General features: G+C 67.1%; 22 protein-coding genes. 3 read left to right on the top strand and 19 right to left on the bottom strand.

Annotation, left to right across the window (positions count from 1 at the left end; all coding sequences use genetic code 11):
* Positions 1–3: 3 nt before the first annotated feature.
* The 5 genes from ptsP to hprK are packed head-to-tail and all read right to left on the bottom strand — an operon-like array spanning position 4 to position 4,336.
* Positions 4–1,803 carry a phosphoenolpyruvate--protein phosphotransferase gene (gene ptsP / locus Q9Q40_03335; protein ID MDQ7006243.1) on the bottom strand — a complete coding sequence of 600 codons (1,800 nt, stop codon included), beginning with the start codon at positions 1,801–1,803 and terminating at the stop codon, positions 4–6.
* Between the two features lies 1 nt (position 1,804).
* Positions 1,805–2,074 (bottom strand): HPr family phosphocarrier protein, encoded by a 270-nt coding sequence (locus Q9Q40_03330; protein MDQ7006242.1) that lies wholly within the window; start codon positions 2,072–2,074, stop codon positions 1,805–1,807.
* Positions 2,071–2,484, bottom strand: a complete 414-nt coding sequence (locus tag Q9Q40_03325) for a PTS fructose transporter subunit IIA (GenBank protein MDQ7006241.1) — start codon at positions 2,482–2,484, stop codon at positions 2,071–2,073. The genes Q9Q40_03330 and Q9Q40_03325 overlap by 4 nt, the downstream gene beginning before the upstream one ends.
* Positions 2,481–3,368, bottom strand: a complete 888-nt coding sequence (gene rapZ, locus Q9Q40_03320) for an RNase adapter RapZ (protein ID MDQ7006240.1) — start codon at positions 3,366–3,368, stop codon at positions 2,481–2,483. Before rapZ ends, Q9Q40_03325 begins: the two co-directional genes overlap by 4 nt.
* Positions 3,365–4,336, bottom strand: coding sequence for an HPr(Ser) kinase/phosphatase (gene hprK / locus Q9Q40_03315; GenBank protein MDQ7006239.1), 972 nt, complete (start codon positions 4,334–4,336; stop codon positions 3,365–3,367). The genes rapZ and hprK overlap by 4 nt, the downstream gene beginning before the upstream one ends.
* Positions 4,337–4,572: 236 nt before the next feature.
* On the opposite strand from hprK, the gene Q9Q40_03310 reads away from it, so the two are divergent.
* Complete coding sequence (locus Q9Q40_03310; protein MDQ7006238.1) at positions 4,573–5,652, top strand: hypothetical protein; 1,080 nt, start codon at positions 4,573–4,575, stop codon at positions 5,650–5,652.
* 9 nt (positions 5,653–5,661) lie between these two features.
* Here the strand turns inward: Q9Q40_03310 and fabF are convergent, their stop codons facing one another.
* From fabF to mutL, 9 genes are all read right to left on the bottom strand, one after another.
* Positions 5,662–6,945: a beta-ketoacyl-ACP synthase II gene (gene fabF, locus Q9Q40_03305; protein MDQ7006237.1), complete on the bottom strand. Its 1,284-nt coding sequence runs from the start codon at positions 6,943–6,945 to the stop codon at positions 5,662–5,664.
* Positions 6,946–6,964: 19 nt separating this feature from the next.
* On the bottom strand, positions 6,965–7,216 hold the full coding sequence (gene acpP / locus Q9Q40_03300; protein ID MDQ7006236.1) for an acyl carrier protein: 252 nt from the start codon (positions 7,214–7,216) through the stop codon (positions 6,965–6,967).
* Positions 7,217–7,252: 36 nt separating this feature from the next.
* On the bottom strand, positions 7,253–8,002 hold the full coding sequence (gene fabG / locus Q9Q40_03295; GenBank protein ID MDQ7006235.1) for a 3-oxoacyl-[acyl-carrier-protein] reductase: 750 nt from the start codon (positions 8,000–8,002) through the stop codon (positions 7,253–7,255).
* 34 nt (positions 8,003–8,036) lie between these two features.
* On the bottom strand, positions 8,037–8,972 hold the full coding sequence (fabD, locus tag Q9Q40_03290; protein ID MDQ7006234.1) for an ACP S-malonyltransferase: 936 nt from the start codon (positions 8,970–8,972) through the stop codon (positions 8,037–8,039).
* A 9-nt stretch (positions 8,973–8,981) separates the two neighbouring features.
* Positions 8,982–10,007, bottom strand: coding sequence for a phosphate acyltransferase PlsX (gene plsX / locus Q9Q40_03285; GenBank protein ID MDQ7006233.1), 1,026 nt, complete (start codon positions 10,005–10,007; stop codon positions 8,982–8,984).
* A 9-nt stretch (positions 10,008–10,016) separates the two neighbouring features.
* Positions 10,017–10,202 carry a 50S ribosomal protein L32 gene (rpmF, locus tag Q9Q40_03280; protein ID MDQ7006232.1) on the bottom strand — a complete coding sequence of 62 codons (186 nt, stop codon included), beginning with the start codon at positions 10,200–10,202 and terminating at the stop codon, positions 10,017–10,019.
* 3 nt (positions 10,203–10,205) lie between these two features.
* The gene (locus Q9Q40_03275; GenBank protein ID MDQ7006231.1) at positions 10,206–10,775 is read right to left on the bottom strand and encodes a DUF177 domain-containing protein; all 570 of its coding nucleotides are present in this window, start codon (positions 10,773–10,775) and stop codon (positions 10,206–10,208) included.
* A 76-nt stretch (positions 10,776–10,851) separates the two neighbouring features.
* Positions 10,852–11,574 (bottom strand): lytic transglycosylase domain-containing protein, encoded by a 723-nt coding sequence (locus Q9Q40_03270; GenBank protein ID MDQ7006230.1) that lies wholly within the window; start codon positions 11,572–11,574, stop codon positions 10,852–10,854.
* Between the two features lie 71 nt (positions 11,575–11,645).
* Complete coding sequence (gene mutL / locus Q9Q40_03265) at positions 11,646–13,412, bottom strand: DNA mismatch repair endonuclease MutL (GenBank protein MDQ7006229.1); 1,767 nt, start codon at positions 13,410–13,412, stop codon at positions 11,646–11,648.
* Between the two features lie 336 nt (positions 13,413–13,748).
* Between mutL and Q9Q40_03260 the strand changes: the two genes are divergently transcribed.
* The gene (locus Q9Q40_03260; GenBank protein MDQ7006228.1) at positions 13,749–14,108 is read left to right on the top strand and encodes a sigma-70 family RNA polymerase sigma factor; all 360 of its coding nucleotides are present in this window, start codon (positions 13,749–13,751) and stop codon (positions 14,106–14,108) included.
* Between the two features lie 173 nt (positions 14,109–14,281).
* Here Q9Q40_03260 and Q9Q40_03255 read toward each other — a convergent pair whose 3' ends face one another.
* Positions 14,282–15,673 (bottom strand): multiheme c-type cytochrome, encoded by a 1,392-nt coding sequence (locus tag Q9Q40_03255; GenBank protein ID MDQ7006227.1) that lies wholly within the window; start codon positions 15,671–15,673, stop codon positions 14,282–14,284.
* Between the two features lie 107 nt (positions 15,674–15,780).
* Here Q9Q40_03255 and Q9Q40_03250 point away from each other — a divergent pair, with 107 nt between their 5' ends.
* The gene (locus Q9Q40_03250) at positions 15,781–16,398 is read left to right on the top strand and encodes a Maf family protein (GenBank protein ID MDQ7006226.1); all 618 of its coding nucleotides are present in this window, start codon (positions 15,781–15,783) and stop codon (positions 16,396–16,398) included.
* On the opposite strand, the gene gcvPB is transcribed toward Q9Q40_03250, so the two are convergent.
* Genes gcvPB through gcvT form a run of 4 tightly spaced genes read right to left on the bottom strand, consistent with a single transcriptional unit; the run spans position 16,399 to position 20,761 of the window.
* Complete coding sequence (gene gcvPB / locus Q9Q40_03245) at positions 16,399–17,874, bottom strand: aminomethyl-transferring glycine dehydrogenase subunit GcvPB (protein MDQ7006225.1); 1,476 nt, start codon at positions 17,872–17,874, stop codon at positions 16,399–16,401.
* Complete coding sequence (gene gcvPA, locus Q9Q40_03240; GenBank protein ID MDQ7006224.1) at positions 17,871–19,241, bottom strand: aminomethyl-transferring glycine dehydrogenase subunit GcvPA; 1,371 nt, start codon at positions 19,239–19,241, stop codon at positions 17,871–17,873. The genes gcvPB and gcvPA overlap by 4 nt, the downstream gene beginning before the upstream one ends.
* A complete protein-coding gene (gcvH, locus tag Q9Q40_03235; protein ID MDQ7006223.1) occupies positions 19,238–19,627 on the bottom strand; it encodes a glycine cleavage system protein GcvH in 390 nt (129 codons plus the stop codon). The genes gcvPA and gcvH overlap by 4 nt, the downstream gene beginning before the upstream one ends.
* Before the next feature lie 12 nt (positions 19,628–19,639).
* Positions 19,640–20,761 (bottom strand): glycine cleavage system aminomethyltransferase GcvT, encoded by a 1,122-nt coding sequence (gcvT, locus tag Q9Q40_03230; protein MDQ7006222.1) that lies wholly within the window; start codon positions 20,759–20,761, stop codon positions 19,640–19,642.
* Positions 20,762–20,808: the final 47 nt, after the last annotated feature.

The raw sequence follows: 20,808 nt of genomic DNA, 5'->3' as shown, positions 1-20,808 counted from the left end.
GAACTACCGGACGCCGGGGTTGCGGTCTTCACCCCAGGTGTCTTCCGTCAGGCTGGGCCCCAGCACGGCCTCCAGCAGGCCGCTGAAGGCCTCTTCGAGGCGCGCGCGAATCTCCTGCCCCGTGGCCAGTTCCATCGCTTCCGAGACGACCCGGCGAGCCGCCCTCTCGCTGCAGCGGCGGAGAATCGAGCGGATTTCGGAAACCATCGCCGGATTGCAGGAAAACTCGCGCAACCCCATGCCGAGAAGTGTCAGGGCCCCGAGGGGGTCCGACGCCATCTCGCCGCAGAGGGAGATCGGAATCTTCCGCCGGCGGGCGGCGAGGATCGTCTCACGCAGCAGGCGCAGCACCGCGGGGTGACAGGGATCGTTGAGATAAGCCACCGATCGGTTACCCCGGTCCACCGCCAGGGTGTACTGCTGCAGGTCGTTGGTACCGATGGAGAAAAAATCGGATTCCCGGGCCAGCGCATCGGCCATCAGCGCCGCCGAGGGAATCTCGATCATGGGCCCCAGGGGCACCGGGGGAATGGTCCGCCCCTCGCTCTCGAGTTCCTCGCGCGTCCGGCTCACCATCATCCGCACGGCGCGCCACTCCTCGAGACCGGAGATCATCGGCACCATCACGCGGATGTTGGGATGCTCCGCTGCGGCCAGGAGAAGCCCGCGAAGCTGGGTCCGGAAAATGTCGGGACGCTTGAGGCAAAAGCGCACGGCGCGCAGCCCCATCACCGGATTGGCCTCGCCCGATTCCAGGACGTCGTGAAAGTACTTCTCACCCCCCAGGTCGAGGGTGCGGATCACCACCGGTGCCCCCTCGGCTTCCCGCGCGATGCGGCAGTAGGCCTCGAAGTGCTGTTCCTCGTCGGGCAAGCGCGGGGCGGTGGTCAGAAAGAGAAACTCCGAGCGATAGAGCCCCACGCCGGTGGCACCCACACGGCGCAGGGTCTTCATCTCTTCGGGAAATTCGACGTTGCCGCGCAACACCAGTTCCACACCGTCGGTGGTCCGTACCGGCCCCCGATCCTGCTCGAAGGCCGCCTCCAGTTGCAGCAGGCGCTCCCGTTCTTTCAGACGAGACGCCTTCTCCTCGGCGGTGGGAGCGACGATGACGGTTCCGTGGAACCCGTCGACGATCACCTCGTCGCCCTGTTGGACCACCTCCGTCACCCCCTCGGCACCCAAGACCGCCGCAATCTCGAGGGCATTGGCGAGGATCGCCGTATGCGAGGTTCGGCTGCCCTGTTCGGTGACGAAGGCGACGATGTGAGGCTGGTGCAGCCACAAGGCATCGGAAGGCAACAGGGACGGCGCCACAATGACCGTATCTTCTTCGAGATCCAGGGCGCCTTCTTCGCGATTGGATTCCAGCGCCAGTATTCTCTGCAAGCGGGTATGCACGTCGGAGACGTCACCACCCCGCTCACGGATGTAGGGATCTTCCATCCCGGCAAAGGCCGCCAGCAGGCGCTTGACCGTCTTGGCCAGGGCCCACTCGGCATTCAACAGGCCGTCACGGATGCGTCCCATCGTCTCGCGACCGAGACTCCGGTCGTCGAGGATCATCAGGTGGGCGTCGAAAATCGCGGCGTACTTGTCGCCCAGTTCCCGCGCCGCCTTCTCCCGCAACGCGCCGATCTCTTCCCTCGCCTGGCTTCGAGCCTTCCAGAAGCGGCGCAGCTCCGACCGAACGTCCTCCGCCGCGATACGATAGCGGGGAAGATCACTCTCCCAGCGGGAAATCACCAGCGCCTTGCCCGTGGCGATGCCATGGGAAACCGCGATACCCCGCACCCTCTTCACCTCAACGGCCCTCGCCGAAACGCGCCGCGATCAACGACGCCAGGGCCTCGACGGCTTCGCTCTCGTCGGGGCCGTCCGCGACGAGGAGCAACTCGGTGCCTCGCGGCGCCCCCAGGGTCAAGATGCCCAGAATCGACTTGCCGTCGACCGCCATCGTGCCGAGACGAATTTCCACGCTGCAGCGGAAACGGTTGGCGAGATCCACGAACCTGGCGGCGGCCCTGGCGTGAAGACCTTTCTCGTTGACCAAGGTCACGCTGCGTTCGGTCATGGCTGGCCCTCTCGCCCGGCAAGCACCTCTCCCGCCACGGTGATGTGCCAGCGCCCCTTGACAGCCAGCACCTGGGCTGCCTGCTCGACCGTCTGCTCTTCCCGCAGATTGCTGAACTTGACCACCATCGGCAGGTTGACGCCGGTGACCACCTCGACACGACCGGGTTCGAGCAGAGTCATCGCCACGTTGGATGGCGTCCCACCCAGCATGTCCGTCGCGATGATCACTCCATCGCCCTGGTCCACCTCGGCGACCGCCTCGCGCATCTCCTCGAGGCAGGTCGCGGAGTCCTGGTCCCAGTCCAATACCAGTGCCTTCATCACCCCCGGCTTGCGAACGATGTGTTCGGCGGCATCGAGCAACTCGAATGCCAGGCGACCATGGGTCGCGATCAACAAACCGATCATGAACTCTCCCGCCGAGCTCCCCGCTCGATGTCTCGATGCTGGACCTGGGTGCGAAAACCCGACTGGCCCAGGTAACGCGCGGTACGCTCGGCGAGCGCCACCGAGCGGTGCCGCCCGCCGGTACAGCCGAAGGCGATGGTCAGGTAGCTTTTGCCTTCGAAAACGTAGCGCGGCATGACGAAGGCGAGCAGTTCCTCGAGCTTCCCGCAAAAGCCGATGTAATCCGGCTGCGACTCGAGGAAGTCGGTGACATCCTCGTCGCGGCCGCTCAGCTCGCGCAGGCCGGGCTGGAAGTAGGGGTTCTCGATGAAACGCACGTCGAAGACCAGGTCCACGTCCCGCGGCAAACCGTGCTTGAAGCCGAAGGAGACCAGCCGCACCAGCAAGTCGGTCGTTTCGGAGTGATCGCTGAGAACCGATTTGATCTGCCGGCGCAGGTCATGGGGCGAGAGGTCGTCGGTGGCGATCACCCTGTCGGCAAGCTCCCGGAGCCCGGCGAGCAGATCCTTTTCACGAGCGATCGCCCCGGCCACGCCCAGGCCGTCTTGCAGCGCCACGGGGTGGGGTCGACGACTCTCGGAAAAGCGCCGCACGAGAACGTCTTCCGAAGCCTCGAGGAAGAGCACGGTCAGCCGGAGGTCTTTCCGGTCGCGCAGATCGGCGACGATGGCCGGCAACGCATCGAGGTGCCCGCGTTCCCGGGCATCGACCACGAAGGCGCCCTGGGGCTCGAGTTCCTCTCCACGGTCGAGAAGATCGACGAAGGGAGGAATCAGCGGTACCGGCAGGTTGTCCACCGAAAAGTAGCCCATGTCTTCGAGGCAACGCAGGGCGAGAGTCTTGCCCGACCCGGAAAGGCCCGACAGCACCACCAGCTTGATCACGAGCCTTCCTCCTCGTCCCGCGGACGTTGGGAGAGGCGGCGGGCCAGCTCAGCCTGGATCTCGGCCGCCGCATCGACGCCCCGATTGCGAAGCAACTGCTGCCTGGCCGCGATCTCCAGCAGCACGGCGAGGTTGCGTCCCGGCGCCACGGGGACTTCCCTCAGGGGTACCCGGTGACCGAGCACCTCCCACCCGGTCTGCTCTTCTCCCAGGCGATCATAGGAACGCGCCGCGTCGAAGCGTACCAGGCGGATCGCCTGCTCGACGGCTTTGATTTCCGCCACCGCCGTAATGCCGAACATCTCGCGGGCGTTGATCAGGCCCAGCCCCCGCACTTCCAGATAATAGCGGGAAAGCTCCGGCGAAGCGCCGATCAGCTCGTCCTCGATCAACCGCAGTTCGACGGCGTCATCGGCCACCAGGCGATGACCGCGGGTCACCAGTTCCAGGGCGCACTCGCTCTTGCCGATGCCGGACTCGCCCAGGATCAGCACACCAAGGCCGAAGATATCCATCAGAACGCCGTGAATCGTCCTCCGGGGCGCCATCCGCACCGCCATGAAGTGAAACAGCGCCTCCATCACCTCGCCGGTGACGCAGGCCGTCCGCAGGACGGGCACGCCCCCCGCCTCCGCCGCCTGCACGAGGCTGGCCGGGGGCGCCAGGCCGCGGGTGACGAGCAGTGCCGGAAAGCTGCCGTCACAGAGCCGGGCCACGGCCGCGGCGGCCCCGTGGCTGCGCCGGGCCAGAAAGCGCAACTCGCTGCGCCCGAGCACCTGCAACCGACCCTCGTGCAGATACTCGAGGCTGCCGGTCAGGGCCAGTCCCGGCTTCTGCAACCGGGCGCTGGCCAGGGCCCGCGAAAGCCCGCCACGCCCGGCGAGGACGTCGAAGGCAAAGCGCGGGGAGAGGGCATCGACCAGTTCCCGAATCGTGGGAGGATCCGGTTTGTGCGCAGCAGGGCTCAAGTCAGGGCTTCCGGCGGCATCGGCGAAAAAAGCGGGAGAAAACGGCGTGATCTCGCGAAAAACACCGCATATCAGGGTTTCAGAGGATAGCTAAACACTAATGGATCTGTTATGTTAGCGACCCCGCCGACGGGGTGTCAAGGTACCCCGGGCGGTAGGCTGAAGCGGCAAGGAAAGAAGATCACGACAACTCGAGCGGTCCCGCTCGCCGACGGGACCTCATGAGGGCACAGACCATGGCCAAGACCGTCGTTCACGTGGTGGGAACCGGAACCATCGGAGAGCCCCTGATCGGGCTGCTCTGCGACTTCCGGGAAGAGCTGGGGATCGATGAGGTGACTTTCCACAAGCGCACCCCGCTCTATACCGACCGCTCGAAAGTGCGGGCGCTGATCGAGCGCGGCGCGCGTTTCGTCAGCGATTCGAAGTCTTTCGACGGATTCAGAGAAATCGGGCTCGAGCCGGAACTCGAGACCCACGAGGCGCTGGACAACGCCACGGTGGTGATCGATTGCACACCGTCGGGCGTCGGCCACCAGAACAAGAACGACTACTACAGTCGCTTCCAGCACAACACCAAGGGGTTTCTCGCCCAGGGCAGCGAGGCCGGTTTCGGCAAACCCTACGCCCGGCGCATCAACGACGCGGCTCTGGTGCCCGGAGAAGACCAGTTCATCCAGGTCGTCTCCTGCAACACCCACAACATTTCGGTCCTGGTGGACGCGATCGCCCTCGCCGACGGAGGCCCCCAGAACCTCGTCGCCGGCCAGTTCGTCTGCATCCGCCGGGCCAACGACATCAGCCAGGACGGCTCCTTCGTCCCGGCTCCCGAAGTCGGCAAACACAAGGACCCGCGCTTCGGCACCCACCATGCCCAGGACGCCTGGCGGCTGTTCAACACCCTCGGATACGACCTCGCACTGCACTCCTCGGCGCTGAAAATCAACACCCAGTACATGCACACGATCTGGTTCACCATCACCGTGCGCAACAAGACTTCCCTCGACGACATCATCGCCCGCATGGAAGCCAACGACCGCATCGCGCTGACGCACAAGAAGAGCGCCAACGCGGTCTTCTCCTTCGGTCGCGATCACGGGCACTTCGGCCGCATTCTCAACCAGGCCGTGGTTCCCCGGCAGACCCTCGCCATCCGCGAGACCGATCGGGGCTTCGAGGTGGTCGGTTTCTGTTACACGCCCCAGGACGGCAACAGCCTGCTCTCTTCGGTGGCGGCGGCCTGCTGGATGATCAACCCCGCCGACTACAACGAGCGCGTGCAGTGCCTGGGCAAGTATTTCTTCGACGAGGTGTGAGCCGCGGGCTCAAGCGATCTTGCGGAAAACCAGCGTGGCGTTGGTGCCGCCGAAGCCGAAAGAATTGGACAAGGCGGCGCCGACCTCGCGCTCGACCGGACGCCCCGGGGCGAAACGCTCCGGCTTCAGGGCGATCGGGTCTTCGCCTTCCTCGGAGGAGATCCGCGGGTCGAGGTTGTCCAGGTTGATCGTCGGAGGGCAGATTCCGCGATCGATCGCCAGGCAGGAGACCACCGACTCGAGACCGCCGGCCGCACCCAGCAGGTGCCCGGTAGCCGACTTGGTCGAAGAGATCACCAGCCGGTCCGCGTGCCCACCAAAAACCCGGCGCACCGCCCGAGCCTCGATCACGTCGCCCGTCGGTGTGGATGTTCCGTGGGCGTTGACGTAGTCGATGTCCGCCGGAGACATCCCGGCGTCGGCCAGCGCCGCCCGCATCACGCGCACCATGCCGTCCCCATCCTCCGGGGGCGCCGACATGTGGAAGGCGTCACCGGTCGCACCGAAGCCTGCAACTTCCGCATAGACCTTTGCGTCCCGGCGCCGCGCGGACTCTTCGGACTCCAGCAGCAGCAGGCCGCAACCTTCCGCCATGACGAAGCCGTCACGATCGCCGTCGAAGGGCCGTGACGCACGCTCGGGTTCGTCGTTGCGCGTGCTCAGGGCCTTCATGGCGCAAAACCCCCCGACCGAAAGCGGCGAGACCGCCGCCTCGGTGCCGCCGGCCAGGATCCAATCGGCGTCACCGTGCTGGATCATCCGCAACGCGTCGCCCAGGGCGTGATTCCCCGTCGCGCAAGCCGTCACCGTGGCCGAATTCGGCCCCTTGAGACCAAAGCGCATGGAGACCACACCGCTGGCCATGTTGATGATCATGCCTGGAATCAGAAACGGTGACAGACGACGAGGCCCTCTTTCGAGCAACACGCCGTGTTGCTGCTCGACGAGAGGAATGCCTCCGATCCCCGAGCCGATGATGACTCCGAAACGCCGGCGGTCGACCTTCTCGAGGTCGATGCCGGCGTCGTCCAGAGCCATCTGAGCGCAGGCCAGGGCGAAGTGAGCGAAGCGCGCCATGCGCTTGGCTTCGCGAGCCTCCATCCACTGCTCCACGTCGAAGCCCTTGACCTCTCCCGCAATACGCGACGCAAAGGCGGAGGCATCGAAATGGGTGATCGGCGCAATCCCCGAACGCCCCTCGAGCAGGGCCCTCCAGGAAGACTCCGCGTCGAGACCGAGTGGACTGACCAGCGACAGTCCGGTCACGAAGACTCGCCGGGACGAAACGCTCACTTCTTCTCCCTGGCGCCGATCAGCTTTCCGCGGCGTTTTCCGAGATGAACTTGATCGCATCGCCGACGGTGCGGATCTTCTCGGCGTCTTCATCGGAGATCTCGATGCCGAATTCCTCCTCGAGGGCCATCACGAGTTCGACGACCTCGAGGGAGTCCGCACCCAGGTCATCGGTGAAGGACTTGTCATCCGTCACGGAAGCTGGATCGAGCTTGAAGCTCTTGGAGATGGTATCGACGACTTTTGCACGGATTTCATCAGTGGTGACCATCTGGTCAAACCTCCCGCGGGCCTTCGGCCCCGCGTTTTACATGTCCATACCGCCGTTTACGTCCAACACCTCGCCGGTGATGTAGCTCGCTGCATCCGAAAGCAGGAAAGCCACCGCCGAAGCGATATCCTCCGGTTCTCCGAGCCGTGCCAGCGGCACCAGCTCCAACAGCTTGTTCCGCGCCGCCTCCGGTATCGCCCGGGTCATGTCCGTATCGACGAAACCAGGAGCCACGGCATTGACCGTTATACCCCTCGAGGCCACTTCCCGTGCCAGGGAACGGACAAAGCCGATCATACCAGCCTTCGACGCGGCATAGTTGCTCTGCCCGGCGTTGCCCATCCTGGCCACCACGCTGGAGAGCAGGACGATCCTCCCGAAACGGGAGCGGATCATACCGGGCACGAAAGCCTTTGTCACGAGGTAGGCGCCGGTCAGGTTGGCGTCGATCACCTCCTGCCACTGGTCGAGGGACATCCGCATGACCAGGCCGTCCCGGGTCATGCCGGCGTTGAGTACGAGCAAGTCGAGACCACCGGCCTGCTTGATCTCCGCCGCCAGCTCCGCCAGGCGCTGCTCCGCCCGGGCCGGCACGGAAAGATCGAGTTCCACCCCCCTGGCCGAAGGTCCCAGTTCCGCGGCGGCCCGCTCGGCACTCTCCGGGGTCCGGGCCGTGACGATCACTTCGGCCCCGGAGGCCACCAGGGTCCGGGCGATCGCCCGCCCGATACCCCTGGACCCGCCCGTCACCAGCGCCCGGCGCGAAGCGATTCCCGGCCACTTCATCTCTGTCATCGGTCCGACCTCCTCCTTCCCCGTCTCAAAGGGCCGCCAGGGCCTTGTCGATCGCCTCGGGCGTCCCCGCGGCCAGCACCCTCGGAGCACCGGGAATCTTCCGCGCCAGGCCCGCCAGCACGCGCCCGGCTCCTATCTCGACGCCCAGGGAGGCCTCGTAGTCTTCCCCGAGCGCCTGCATGGTCCGGGCCCAGAGCACCGGCGATGAAACCTGCTCGATCAATTTCGCCCGGGCCTGCTCGCCGCTGACCACCGGGGCCGCGTCCACGTTGGCCAGCACCGGAAAAGCGGGATCCCGAAAGTCCAGGGTCTCGAGAAAGGCCGCCAGGCGCTGCTGGGCGGGAAGCATCAGCGGGCAGTGAAAGGGAGCGCTGACGGGCAGCGGCACCGCCCGCCGGACTCCGGCCTCCGGGGCCGCCTCCACCGCCCGGGCCACGGCGTCGTGATGCCCGGCGATGACCACCTGTCCAGGCGCATTGAAGTTGGCCGGCACGAGCACCTCGCCCTCCCGGCGCTGTGCCCGACACAGCTGTTCGACCGCGCTGTCGTCGGCGCCGATCAGGGCGGCCATCGAACCCGTCCCCAGCGGTACGGCCTCCTGCATCGCCTCGCCCCGCAGCCGGACGGCCCGCAGGGCATCGGCAAACGGCAACACGCCGGCGGCCACCAGCGCGGAGTATTCCCCCAGGCTGTGGCCCGCGGCGGCAGCCGGCGGGGAACTGCGCTTCGACCAGGCGGCCCAGGCCGCCGTGGAAACCGTCAGCAGCGCCGGCTGCGTGTTCCGGGTCAACCGCAGTGCCTCCTCCGGCCCCTCGAAGCAGAGGGCGGAGAGCCGTTCGCCCAACACTTCGTCTGCCAGGCTGAAGACAGCGGCGGACTCGGGGTAGGCCTCGGCCAACTCGCGACCCATGCCCACACTCTGACTGCCCTGTCCGGGAAAAAGAGCGACGTAGCGCACCATCGGGGTCCTCTAGAGGATCTGCTGCTCGGCCTCGTGGAGTCGTTCGATCTGGGCTGCGATCTTCTCCACCATGCCGGAATCGACGGCGATTTCGGCCTGGTGCAGCGCGTTGCGAATCGCCTTGGCGTGGGAACGCCCGTGGGCCACCACAGCCACCCGCCGCAGGCCGAGGAGGGGAACGCCGCCGTACTCGGCGTAGTCCATACGCTTTTTCAGCGTGCGAAAAACCGGTCGCATGGCCAGTGCCCCCAGGCGGCGCAGGGCCCCCTGGCGCACGCCCTCGCGTAACAGCTCGACGATCGCCTCGCCCAGTCCCTCGCTGACCTTGAGCGCGATGTTGCCGACGAAACCGTCACAGACCACCACGTCGCAACGGCCACTGTAGAGATCGGTGCCTTCCACGTTGCCGATGAAGTTGATGTCGGCCTGACGAAGAATACGGGACACCGTCTGCAGAGCCTCGCCCCCCTTGCTGTCCTCTTCACCCACGCTGAGCAGCGCGACCCGCGGTTCAGCGATGCCGCACAGCCAGCGGGAGTAGTGATAGCCCATCACAGCGAACTGCCGGAAATGCTCGGGCTTGCACTCGAGGTTCGCGCCGGCGTCGACGAGGACGGTCTTGCCCCCCCCGCGCCGCGGCAGGGGTGCCGGCAGGGCCGGACGGTCGACGCCCGCGATGACCCCCATGATGACCTTGCACATGGCCATCATGGCGCCGGTATGGCCCGCGGAGACGAACCCGGAAGCCAGCCCATCACGCACGAGCCGGGCACCGACGTGAATCGAGGAGTCCCGCTTCGAACGGATCGCCGTCAGCTTGTCCTCGAAGCCGATGACCTGGCTGGCGGGCACGATCTCGACGTCCGCGCCGTTGGTCCAGGTCCGGGACAGGGTCCGGCGGACGACGTCCTCCGGACCGACCAGGAGAACGCGGCGACCGGTCCGGCGCGCATAGTCCACCCCTCCCTGCACGCACTCCAGCGGCGCATGATCGCCGCCCATGGCATCGAGGGCGAGAGGCAGGCGGTCACTCACCGGAAACCCCTAGTCGGCTTCTTCGGTGGAGAGAATCTCTTTGCCCTTGTAGTGCCCGCAGGAGGGACAGATCCTGTGGGGCAGTTTGAGTTCCTGGCAGTTGGGACAGACGCTCATGCCCGGGGTGCGCAGGGCGTGGTGTGCGCGACGCTTGTCACGCCTTGCCTTCGAGGTGCGCCGCTTCGGATTCGCCATGGATTACTTACCTCCGGGAGGATCCTGCTCCCCCCTTCCATTCCTGTTCCACTTCCGGGCCAGGTCGGCCAGGGCGGACATTCCGCCACCCGCCTCGTTGCCGCAGCGGCAGGTGACCTGGTTCAGATTCGCGCCACACGAAGCGCACAATCCCCGGCAGTCGTCCCGGCAGAGTACCTTCACCGGCAGGGCCAAGTCGATCTGTTCGCGCAGCAGCGCCGCCAGGTCGACCTGCTTGCCCACCACCGGGAAGAGATCCACGTCGGACTCGCGGGTGGACTGCTCGCTCGTACTCTCCTCTGCCTCCTCCCCAGCCACCGGCTGCAGGTAGAGGCGGAAATCTCCCTCGAGGGCCTTCTCCACGGCCTCCAGGCAGCGCGAGCAGTGCAGCCCGACGCGGGCTGCATACTCGCCCTGGACCTCGATGCCCCTGCGGGTCGGCGCCAACCGGGCCCGGATGCGAACTTTCCGAACCTCTACGCGGTCGCCACCGGACCACTCGAACGCGGGCACATCGACCCGCTCGTCGAGGCTCACTCCCGTGGGCCCCAACTCGCTGATATCAAAAAGCATCGTCTGACCTCGAGGGCGCGCGGATTATAGCAGGCCCCGCCGCGGGGGCAAGCCTTGGACTCGGGACTCGAGAGCCTCAGGCGCCGGATCCGCCGGCCGACAGCCGCCGCACCCGTTCCCGCACCCGGCGGACGAAGTTCTTCGTCTCCTGGTAGGGCGGTACCCCGCCAAAGCGTCGCACGGCGCCCTCCCCGGCGTTGTAGGCCGCCAGGGCCAGGTCCAGGTCGCCGCCGAAGCGCTCGAGCATGCGCCGGAGCCAGGCCGCCCCCGCGTCGATGTTCTGCTCCGGGTCGTAGGGGTCCTCGACGGCCAGTTCATCCGCCGTGGCGGGCATCAGTTGCATCAAGCCCATCGCACCCTTGGGACTCAAGGCCAGCGGGTCGAGTCCGCTCTCCACCGTCGCCACGGCCAGCAGCAGGGCCGCTTCGAGCCGGTGCCGTTCGGCGGCCTGCTGAAAGAAGTCTGCGAAGGGACCGGCCTGCTCCCGCCAGTCCGCCTTCCCCGGCTCGTTCTCGGTCCGCGGGGGCTCGACCCGGTCGCGGACGATCCTGAGCACCCGGCTGCGGGCCACCCGGATCCTGTTGTCCCCTCCGAGGTGGAGATCCAGCCACTCTCCCCGGGCCTCCACCGACTCCACCTGGAGCATCCGGTGGTCGGTGAACACCACGCGGTCGGCACGGGGGGCCGAAACGCCGGCGGCCAACGTCAGGCCAGCCAGCAGCAGCGGCAGAGGCCGGCCGGCCCAGCCCCTCCCGGGCGCCGGAAGGCGCTCACGTTCAGCCTGGGTGCCTGCCGTCATCTCGTATCCGCCACCCCCGGCCCCTCCCCTTCGCCGATCCGAACCACCCCGGTGCCTGCCGACCCGGCCCTTCAGCTGCGCTCGAAGCGGGAATTGAGGGAGGAAAGGTCGATCCGCAGGGAGATCACGCGCCCGTGCGGGCAGTGGCTCGGACATTCGCAGGCCTCGAGCCCTCCCAACAGGTAGGCCATTTTCTCCGGACCGAGGGGATAGCCCTTCTTGACCGCGGCCTGGCAGGCCACCGTGGCCAGCAGATGATCGAAGAAATCCTCCGCCCCCGCCCGGTCGCCTCGTTCGAAACGGGCCAGCACTTCGACCAGCGCCTCGGGCCGGGCCTCGTTACCGAACACGGCCGGCACTTCCCGGACGATGAGCGACGACTCGCCAAAACTCTCGAAACGGAAGCCGAGCCGTGCGAGGGCATCGTGCTGCCCGGTGGCCACCTCCAGCTCCCGCGGCCCCACTTCGAGGGGCCGAGGGAACATCAGCCCCTGGCGAGGAAGGGGGCCTTCTACCGCCTGCCGGCAGAGCTGCTCGTAGAGCAGACGTTCGTGGGCCACGTGCTGATCGACGATCAACAGCCCCCGCGCATCCTCCGCGACGATGAAGGTGTTGCGGTACTGGGCGAGGACCCTGGGCCCATCGTGCACCAGCGCCCCCTGCGCCTCGGCGCCGGGGGATGACGCCGGCGCCCGCGGCGACGGCGGCGGCGACGCTCCGACCTCCCCACCCTCCACCGGGAGAAAGGGGGGCCTTTCCGGTGCGGAGCGCTCCCCACCGAACGCGACCCCTCCCCCCCCGGCAGCCGCCCCGTCGTCGAGCCGCTCGCGACCAAAGTGGGGAATCGCGGCACGGCTGGCCAGGGCCTGCTGGAGCGCTCCGACCACCAGGGCCCGGACCTGCCGGGGCTGATGGAAGCGCACCTCGCTCTTGGCCGGATGAACGTTGACGTCCACCTCTCCGGGCGGCACCTCGAGCCAGACCACCACTACCGGAAACCTGCCGGAGGGCAGCAGCGGGCGGTAGACATCGAGCACCGCCCGCACCAGGAACGGATCCCGCACCGGCCGCCGGTTGAGAAACAGGTGAATCCCGTCCCGGCTGCTGCGAGCCAGATCGACGGGCCCCGCCCAGGCCTCGATGGCCAGATCTCCCGCCTGGCGCTGGATTTCCACCAGCCGGCGAGCCACCGCGGCGCCGACGATGCCGGCAATCCGCTCGCCGACCGGCTGGCCGGGGGGCAGAGCCATCAGCGTCCGCTGGGCCTGCCGCAGGCGAAAACCCACCTCCGGCCGGGCCATCGCGGCGCGGCGCGCGACTTTCAGGCAATGGTCGAGTTCCGTGGCGGGAGTCTTGAGAAATTTCCTCCGGGCGGGAATCCCGGCAAACAGGTCCATCACGCGAATGGTGGTACCCCGGGCCCGGGAAGCCGGGTCGACCCGTGACAACCTCCCCTGCTCGATGACAACCCGGGTGGCCTGTCCCGAGTCGTCGTCCGCCGTCAGGAGCTCGACCCGGGCCACCGCCGCCGTCGCCGCCAGGGCCTCGCCCCGGAAACCCAGGGTGGCGATCCGCTCCAGGTCCTCGCCGGAGCGGATCTTGCTCGTGGCGTGCCGCTCGAAAGCCAGCAGGGCGTCGTCCCGTCCCATGCCGCAGCCGTCGTCGCTGGCCTGTATCAGCTCCCGCCCGCCCGCGGCCAGAACGATCTCGATCTTGCCCGCCCCCGCGTCCAGGGCGTTGTCGAGCAGTTCGCGAAGCACGGAGGCCGGCCTTTCGACCACCTCACCCGCGGCGATCCGATCGGCGATCGCCTGCTCGAGCACCTTGATTCTTCCCACCGCTTCCTCCCGGGCCGGGTCGCCCGCCCCCACCACATTATCCCGCCTGTCCCGCGGTGATGCCCGCGCCGGGCAGGGACGCCTTTGGCGAGAAAGGTCTTTTGTCTGCAGCAAGATTGTGCTAGATTCCGCCGGCCCCCGGATCGGTGTCCCGCTTTCGACCCGGCCCCGCGGGCCTGCCTTACCAGGCAACAGGGCCTTCATCGCATGCCAACCAGGCACTCCGCGCCAAAGTGGCGCACTCGGGAGGCGAAAAAGGCCGTTTTTGACCCCTCAAAGATGGCATACAGGTTGCAGTAGCATGGGCGGGACGAGAAACCCGCCGAGGTAAAGCTGATGTGGATTCCATGGCTCCTGAAAGAAAAGTCTCTTGACGACTTCGTCGACCACGACGGGGAAACCCGGCTCTCCCAGCTCATGGAAGATCCCGGGACGGCTCGTCCTGAAGACAACGTCTACAAGAAAGAGCTGGTCCAGCTCACGCGCCAGGCTCTCGAGGAGCTTCCCGAAAGGGAGCGGCTGATCCTCCTCAAGCGCTTCGGTGTGATGGGCAACGACGAAATGACCCTCGAGGAAATCGGCAAGATCCTCGGTCTGTCCCGCGAACGTGTGCGGCAACTCGAAAAGGAAGCCAAGTTGAAGCTGCGCGAGCGATTGGGCTCCTTGCGCCAGCAGTTGAACTTCTCTCTGACCTGACCTCCAGTGCCCCCTGGGCTGCCCCCCCAGCCCAGACGGGAGGAGACCCTCCCCCTCCTAAACCGACCTCCTCCCAATTGCACGCTGGCCCGTCGGCTCCCCCCGGCGGGCCAGTTCTTTTTCCGCCTTCCCGATCCAGGCGTTCGCCGACGACGCACCGGGCCGGCACCGCTTCAATGAGAGACGAGGGGAAGGTCGCCGTAGTAGTTGAAATCCGGGTCCAGTTCGACGGTGTGGCAACTGGTACAGGTCGGCAGGGAAATCCGACCGTAGGGCCGCTTGGGGTGGGCCACATGGCTGGCCCCCGGACCGTGGCAGGCCTCACACCCGACTCCCGCCAGATGGGGCGTGGTGCGCTGGTCGACCCAGCCCCCGACCTGGCCGTAACCGGTGACGTGGCAGGCGATGCAGGCCGGACGCATCCCGTTCGGCTCCCGCTTGAGGCTTTCGAGGGCCAGGGCATGAGCCGAAGACGACCAGTCCTCGACGATGGCGCTGTGGCAGGCGGCGCAAGCGCCGGCCCCGAGATAGGCTCCGGTGCCCCCCTCACCGCTGGGATCCATCGCTGTGAGCGTCGCCCGCTCGGCGTCCTGAGCGTCGGCGAGAACCTCCACGACCAGCTGCTCGAGGTGCGGGTCTGGAGGGATTTTCTCGTTGATCTGGACCAGGCGCGGCTCGAGCGAGAGCGACCCGGAGGATCCCCGGTAGACATTCACCTGCCCCAGGTTCTTCCCCTGGTCTCCCACGTAGAGAATCCGCGCCCGACCTTCGATAACGGCCCGGGACGTGGCCCGGGAGCCGAAAGCCCCCAGCACCAACTCGACCTCGCTCACCCGACGCACCAGCAGCCGGACGTCCTCGAGGGGCATGGTGGCCAGCAGGACGATCAGGTCGCTCTGGTCCCGCAGGGCCATCAGGGCATTTTCGAGGGCCGGCAGCGCCGGAACGGTGATCGCGTGCCCTCCCCCCGCCAGATCCAGCCTCAGCGCCGGGTTGTGGCGCATCAGGCCGACCACGCCGATTTTCAGCTCTCCCGCCACGACCAGCGTGGCAGGAGGGAGGAGCGGGATCCGGGTATCTTCCCGCACCAGGTTGGCGCAGATGATCGGGAATCGGGCGTCTCCCGTAGTCTCCTGGAAGTGCTCGAAGCCCCCCACCAGGTCTCTCTCCCCCACCGCCGCCAACCGGTAACCGAGGTAGTTCATGCCGCGCACCAGGCCCCGGGTCTTCACATCGCCGATCAGGCCCGGCTGGTCGAAGAAGTTCCCACCGTCGAGCAGGACAGCCGCGGCACCGGGCCAACGACGTCGAACACTCCGGATATAGCCGCCCCGTCGACCCAGGCCCCCCATGGGGAAGCGCGAGCAGCCACACTGATCGATGTACCCCTCGGTCCCGCCGCTGAAGAAGATCACGAGATCGGGTTCCCGTTCCGCGGCGACTGCCGGCGCCGCACCCGCCGCCAGCAACAGCAACAGCACCATGCCGCCCAGGAGCCGCAGGCCACCACCGCCACCCTTCGGCGGCCGGGCGATGGGCGGACACTCCGAAGAACTCTGCAGCAAGGCGGACCTCGGTCCGGGGGGCACCCGGAACGTGTCGAGGATAAGCCCCGGCCGTGGCTGCCGCAAAAAAGCACTCACGGTCATCGAAGTCGGAGATAATGCCCCCCATGACTTCGCCGGTCCCACCGAAGATCGTCCTGGCTTCCGCCTCCCCACGCCGCAGGGAGCTGCTCGCCTCCGTCGGCCTGGATTTCGAGGTCCTGCCCGTGGATGTGGACGAAACCCCCGACCCCTCCCTGCCCCCAGCGGAAAACGTCCTCCGGCTCGCACGCCGCAAGGCCATCGTGGCCCACGGCCAGCGCCCCCACTGCCTGGTCCTGGGGGCCGATACCCTCGTCTTCGCAGGTGAAGACGCGCTGGGCAAACCCCGCGATGCGGCGGCGGCCGAGGCCATGCTGACCCGCCTCTCCGCCAGGTGGCACCAGGTCTGCACGGGAGTCGCCCTCGTTCGGCCCGAGGGCGAGGTGCTCGAGGAGGCCTCCACCACGCGGGTCCGCTTCGCCCGGCTCGATCCCCGGGAGATCCGGCGCTACGCCGCGAGCCGCGAACCCCTGGACAAGGCCGGCGCCTACGCGCTGCAAGGCGCCGGAGCGTGGTTCGTCGAACGCCTGGAAGGCTCGGCGAGCAATGTCATCGGCCTGCCCCTGGAGGTGGTGCGACGCCTGCTGCGCCGAGCCGGGGCCCCCCTGCCCACACTCGGCGCCCCGGCGGGGGGTGACGGCTGATCACTCCTCTCCGGGCAGCCAGCGCACCCGCGGCCGCCGGTTGGCCTGCACCTCGTCGAGCCGCCTGACAGGCGTGTGCCAGGGGGCCGACTTGACGGTCTCGGGCTCTTCATGGGCCTCGCGATGAATCGCCCTCAAGGCATCGACGAACGCATCGAGCTCTTCCCGACTCTCGGTCTCCGTCGGCTCGATCATCAGCGCCCCCTGCACGACCAGGGGGAAATAGACCGTTGGCGGATGAAAGCCGTAGTCCATCAGCCGCTTGGCCACGTCGAGGGTCGTGACACCCGTCTCGGCCTCGAGCGTACGATCCGAGAGAACGACCTCGTGCATCGAAGGGGTCGCATAGGGCAGATCGAAAAACTCCTCGAGAGCCGAGCGCAGGTAGTTGGCGTTGAGGATGGCATCCTCACCCACCTGCCGGAGGCCCGACGCCCCCATTTCCTGGATGTAGGCCAATGCCCGCAGCAGCATGCCGAAGTTGCCGTAATAGGCCGATACCCGGCCGATGCTCCGGGGAGCGTCGTAGGCCAGCGTCCAGCGATCGTCCCGGCGCAACACCCGGGGAACGGGAAGATACTCGACCAACTCGCCCCGTACCCCGACCGGTCCGCTGCCGGGACCGCCGCCACCATGCGGAGTGGTGAAGGTCTTGTGCAGGTTGAGGTGGATCACGTCGATCCCCTGGTCTCCCGGACGCGTCAGCCCCAGCATGGCGTTGAGGTTGGCGCCGTCACCGTAGACGAAGCCACCGTGCTCGTGGATCAGGCGACAGATCTCGGCGATGTTGCTTTCGAAGATGCCCAGGGTGTTGGGGTTGGTCAGCATCAGTGCCGCGACGTCACCACGGACGACCCTCCGGCGGAAGGCCTCCATGTCCACCCGGCCGTCCGCTCCCGAGGCGATGGGTTCAGGGGTGAAGCCGCTGAACACGCAACTGGCGGGATTGGTACCATGAGCCGAGTCGGGGATCAGCACGACGCTCCGCCGGTCACCGCGGTCGAGCAGGCACTGGCGGATCATCAGCATGCCGGTCAGTTCCCCGTGGGCACCGGCTGCAGGCTGCAGGGTGAAGGCGTCCATCCCGGTGATTTCCACCAGCCGCTCCTCGAGCCGCGCCATCAACTCGAGCGCGCCCTGGCAGGAGGACTCGACCTGGAAAGGGTGGACCATCGACAGCCCCGGAAGCCGTGCGATCTTCTCGTTGACCCTCGGGTTGTATTTCATCGTGCACGAACCGAGGGGGAGCATGCCGTCATCGATGGAGTAGTTGAGATGGGACAGGCGGGTGAAGTGACGCAGCACTTCCACCTCGCTGACCTCCGGCAGCGCCGGCTTGCCCTCCAGCAGCAGTTCCGGTTCGATATCCTGGGGGGCGGGGGGGGCCTCGGTCCGGGGCAGCGAATAACCGACCCTCCCCGGACGGGAGACCTCGAAGATCAGCGGTTCGGGCCGTGGGGGGCGACAGGGCTTCACAGGACCTCCTCGACGGCCGCCACCAGTCGTTCGATCTCGCGGGGGCCGGTCAGCTCGGTCAGCGCGATCAGCCCGTCGTTCTCCCGGGCAGGATCGAAGAGATCGAGGGGCACCGGGGCCAGCACGCCCCGCTCGGCCAGGCGCTCGGCCAATTGCCGGGCAGGTACGGGAAAACGCAGGGCGAACTCGTTGAACACCGGGCCCGAGTAGATGCGTTCGACGCCGGCGATCGCCGTCAGTTTCTTGAGGGCCAACGCCGCATGTCGACGACAAAGATCCGCGGCGACAGACAGGCCTTCCCGGCCCAGCAAGCAGAGGTGAATCGTCGAGGCGAGGGCCATCAATCCGGAGTTCGTGCAGACGTTCGAAGTGGCCTTCTCCCGCCGAATATGCTGCTCGCGGGTGGAGAGCGTCAGAACGAAACCGCGGCGACCGTCACAGTCCACGGTCTGGCCCACGATGCGACCCGGCATCTGTCGCATCATCTTCTCGCGGGCCGCGAGCACCCCGACGTGGGGGCCGCCGAAGCCGGCCGGCGAGGCGAAGGCCTGGAACTCGCCCGCCGCGATGTCGGCTCCCAGGGCACCGGGAGCACGCAGCATCCCGAGGCTGTAGGGCTCATTGAAAAGGGCGACGAGCAGCGCGCCGGCATCGTGGGCCTTGTGCGCCAGGCGGTCCATGCGCTCGACGACACCGAAGAAGTTGGGGCTTTGCACGGCCAGGGCGATGACTTCGCCGTTCAGGTGGCGCTCGAGGTCCTCCTCGTCGATGCGACCGGTGAGCGGATCGATGGCGATGAGCTGAAGCTCGAATTCCAGGTGCGCGAGATAGGTGCGCAGGGTGTCCACGTATTGTGGGTGCACCGACTCGGGAACCAGGAAGGTCGTTCCCTTGCGTCGCGCGCGCCGGGCCAGCAAGAGCCCTTCCACGAACGCAGCCGCCCCCTGGTAGAGCGAAGCCTGGCTGACATCGAGGCCGGTCAACGAGCAGACCATGGTCTGAAACTCGAAAATGGCCTGCAGGGTTCCCTGGGAGATCTCGGGCTGGTAGGGCGTGTAACTGGTGAAGAACTCGCCCCGGTTGAGCAAGTGATCGACCACCGTCGGCTGCCCGTGCTGGTAGACGCCCGCACCGAGAAAGCACGGCTCGGTGGCGGCATTGAGGTTCTTCGCCGCCAGGGAGCGGAACCACGAGAGCAACTCCGACTCGCTCGCGGGAGCGGGCAGATCGAGGGGCCGGGCCAGGCGCAGATCTTCGGGAATCGCGGCCGTCAGGTCGTCGATGGACGAGACACCGATCCGCTGCAACATCGCCTGGCGGTCGGCCTCGGCGTGGGGGAGATAACGAAAGCGCTCGCTGGTGCTCAGTGGTCTTCCTCCTCGAGGAAGCGCTGATACGCCTCGAAGTTCATCAGCCCGTCCAGTTCGGAAGCATCGGCCACTTCCAGCACGGCCAGCCATCCGTCACCGAAAGGCTCTTCGTTCACCTTCTCCGGCGCATCGGCGAGCTGATCGTTGAGGGCCGTCACCTCGCCCGCCACCGGGGCGTAAACCTCGGCCACCGCCTTGACGGATTCGATGGTGCCCAGTTCTTCGCCCCTGGCGACGCTGCGACCCGCCTCGCCGAGGTCGACGTACACGATGTCCCCCAGTTCCCCCTGCGCGAAATCGGTGATTCCAAGCCGGGCCTTGCCGCCTTCGACGTGGAGCCACTCGTGGTCCTTGGTAAACAGGCAATCTTCCGGACGCGGCATCTCGTCTCTCCTTCAAGTCGCCGGGGAGCGTTTCTTCTTCGCTCGCCGATAGAAGGGCATCTCCACCACCCGCGCGGGAAGCTGGCGCCCTCGGACCTCTACCAAGATATCTGTTCCCGGCACGGCCAAACCGACGGGCAGGTAGGCCATGGCGATCGCCTTCTCCAGTGTCGGCGACCACGTACCCGAGCTGATCTCTCCGACTTTTTCACCATCGTGCACGATCGCGTGCCCCTTGCGCGCGATACCACGGCCGACGATCTCGAGGCCCGCGCGCCTCCGCGTCACGCCACGTTCCCGCTGGGCGAGCAGGGCCTGCCGGCCGATGAAACGGGGCTTGTCCCAGTCGATGATGAAACCGAGCCCCGCTTCGAGCACCGTGGTCTGATCGTCGATATCGTTGCCATAGAGAGGCAAGGCGGCCTCGAGGCGCAGGGAGTCCCGCGCCCCCAGCCCCGCGGGCTGCAGACCGTCATCCGCCCCCGCCTCGAGCAGGGCATCCCAGACCACCGGCGCCGCGGGGGCCTCGATGAAAATCTCCCAGCCCATCTCGCCGGTGTAACCCGTGCGGGAGGCGATCACCTGCCGACCGGCCACCTTCCCTTCGACCACGCGGTAGTACTTGACTGCCAGGGCGTCGAAGTCCTCCGCCAGGCGGGAGAGGATCCCGCGGGCCCGCGGCCCCTGCAGGGCCAGCAGGGCGAAGTGCTCCGAGCGGTCTTCGAAACGCAGATCGAAGTCGCCGCAGCGGTCGGTGATCCAGCGACGGTCCTTCTCCAGGTTCGCCGCGTTGACCACCAGGAGAAAACGTTCTTCTCCCAGTCGGTAAACGAGAATGTCGTCGACGAAGGTTCCCCTCTCCGTGGTCAACGCCGTGTAGACCGCCCGGCCGACATCCAGGGCCGAGATCCGGCTCGGAGTGAGGAGATCGAGCAGCTCCGCCGCCCCGGAACCGAGGACGAAGAACTCTCCCATGTGGCTGACATCGAAGAGACCGGCCGCCGTCCGGACCGCCCGATGCTCCTCCACCAGTCCCCGGTACTGCACCGGCATCTCGAACCCTGCGAAGGGCACCATCCTGGCGCCGGCGGCCAGGTGACGCTCGTGCAGCGGCGTGCGCTGGAGGTCGCTCATCGTTCCACCTCGGAAGGCTCTGCGTCTCCACGGCACGCCCGACCGCC

The sequence above is a fragment of the Acidobacteriota bacterium genome (assembly GCA_030949985.1).
GTDB lineage: Bacteria > Acidobacteriota > Polarisedimenticolia > J045 > J045 > JALTMS01.
This window is presented reverse-complemented; position numbering and strand designations above follow the sequence as displayed.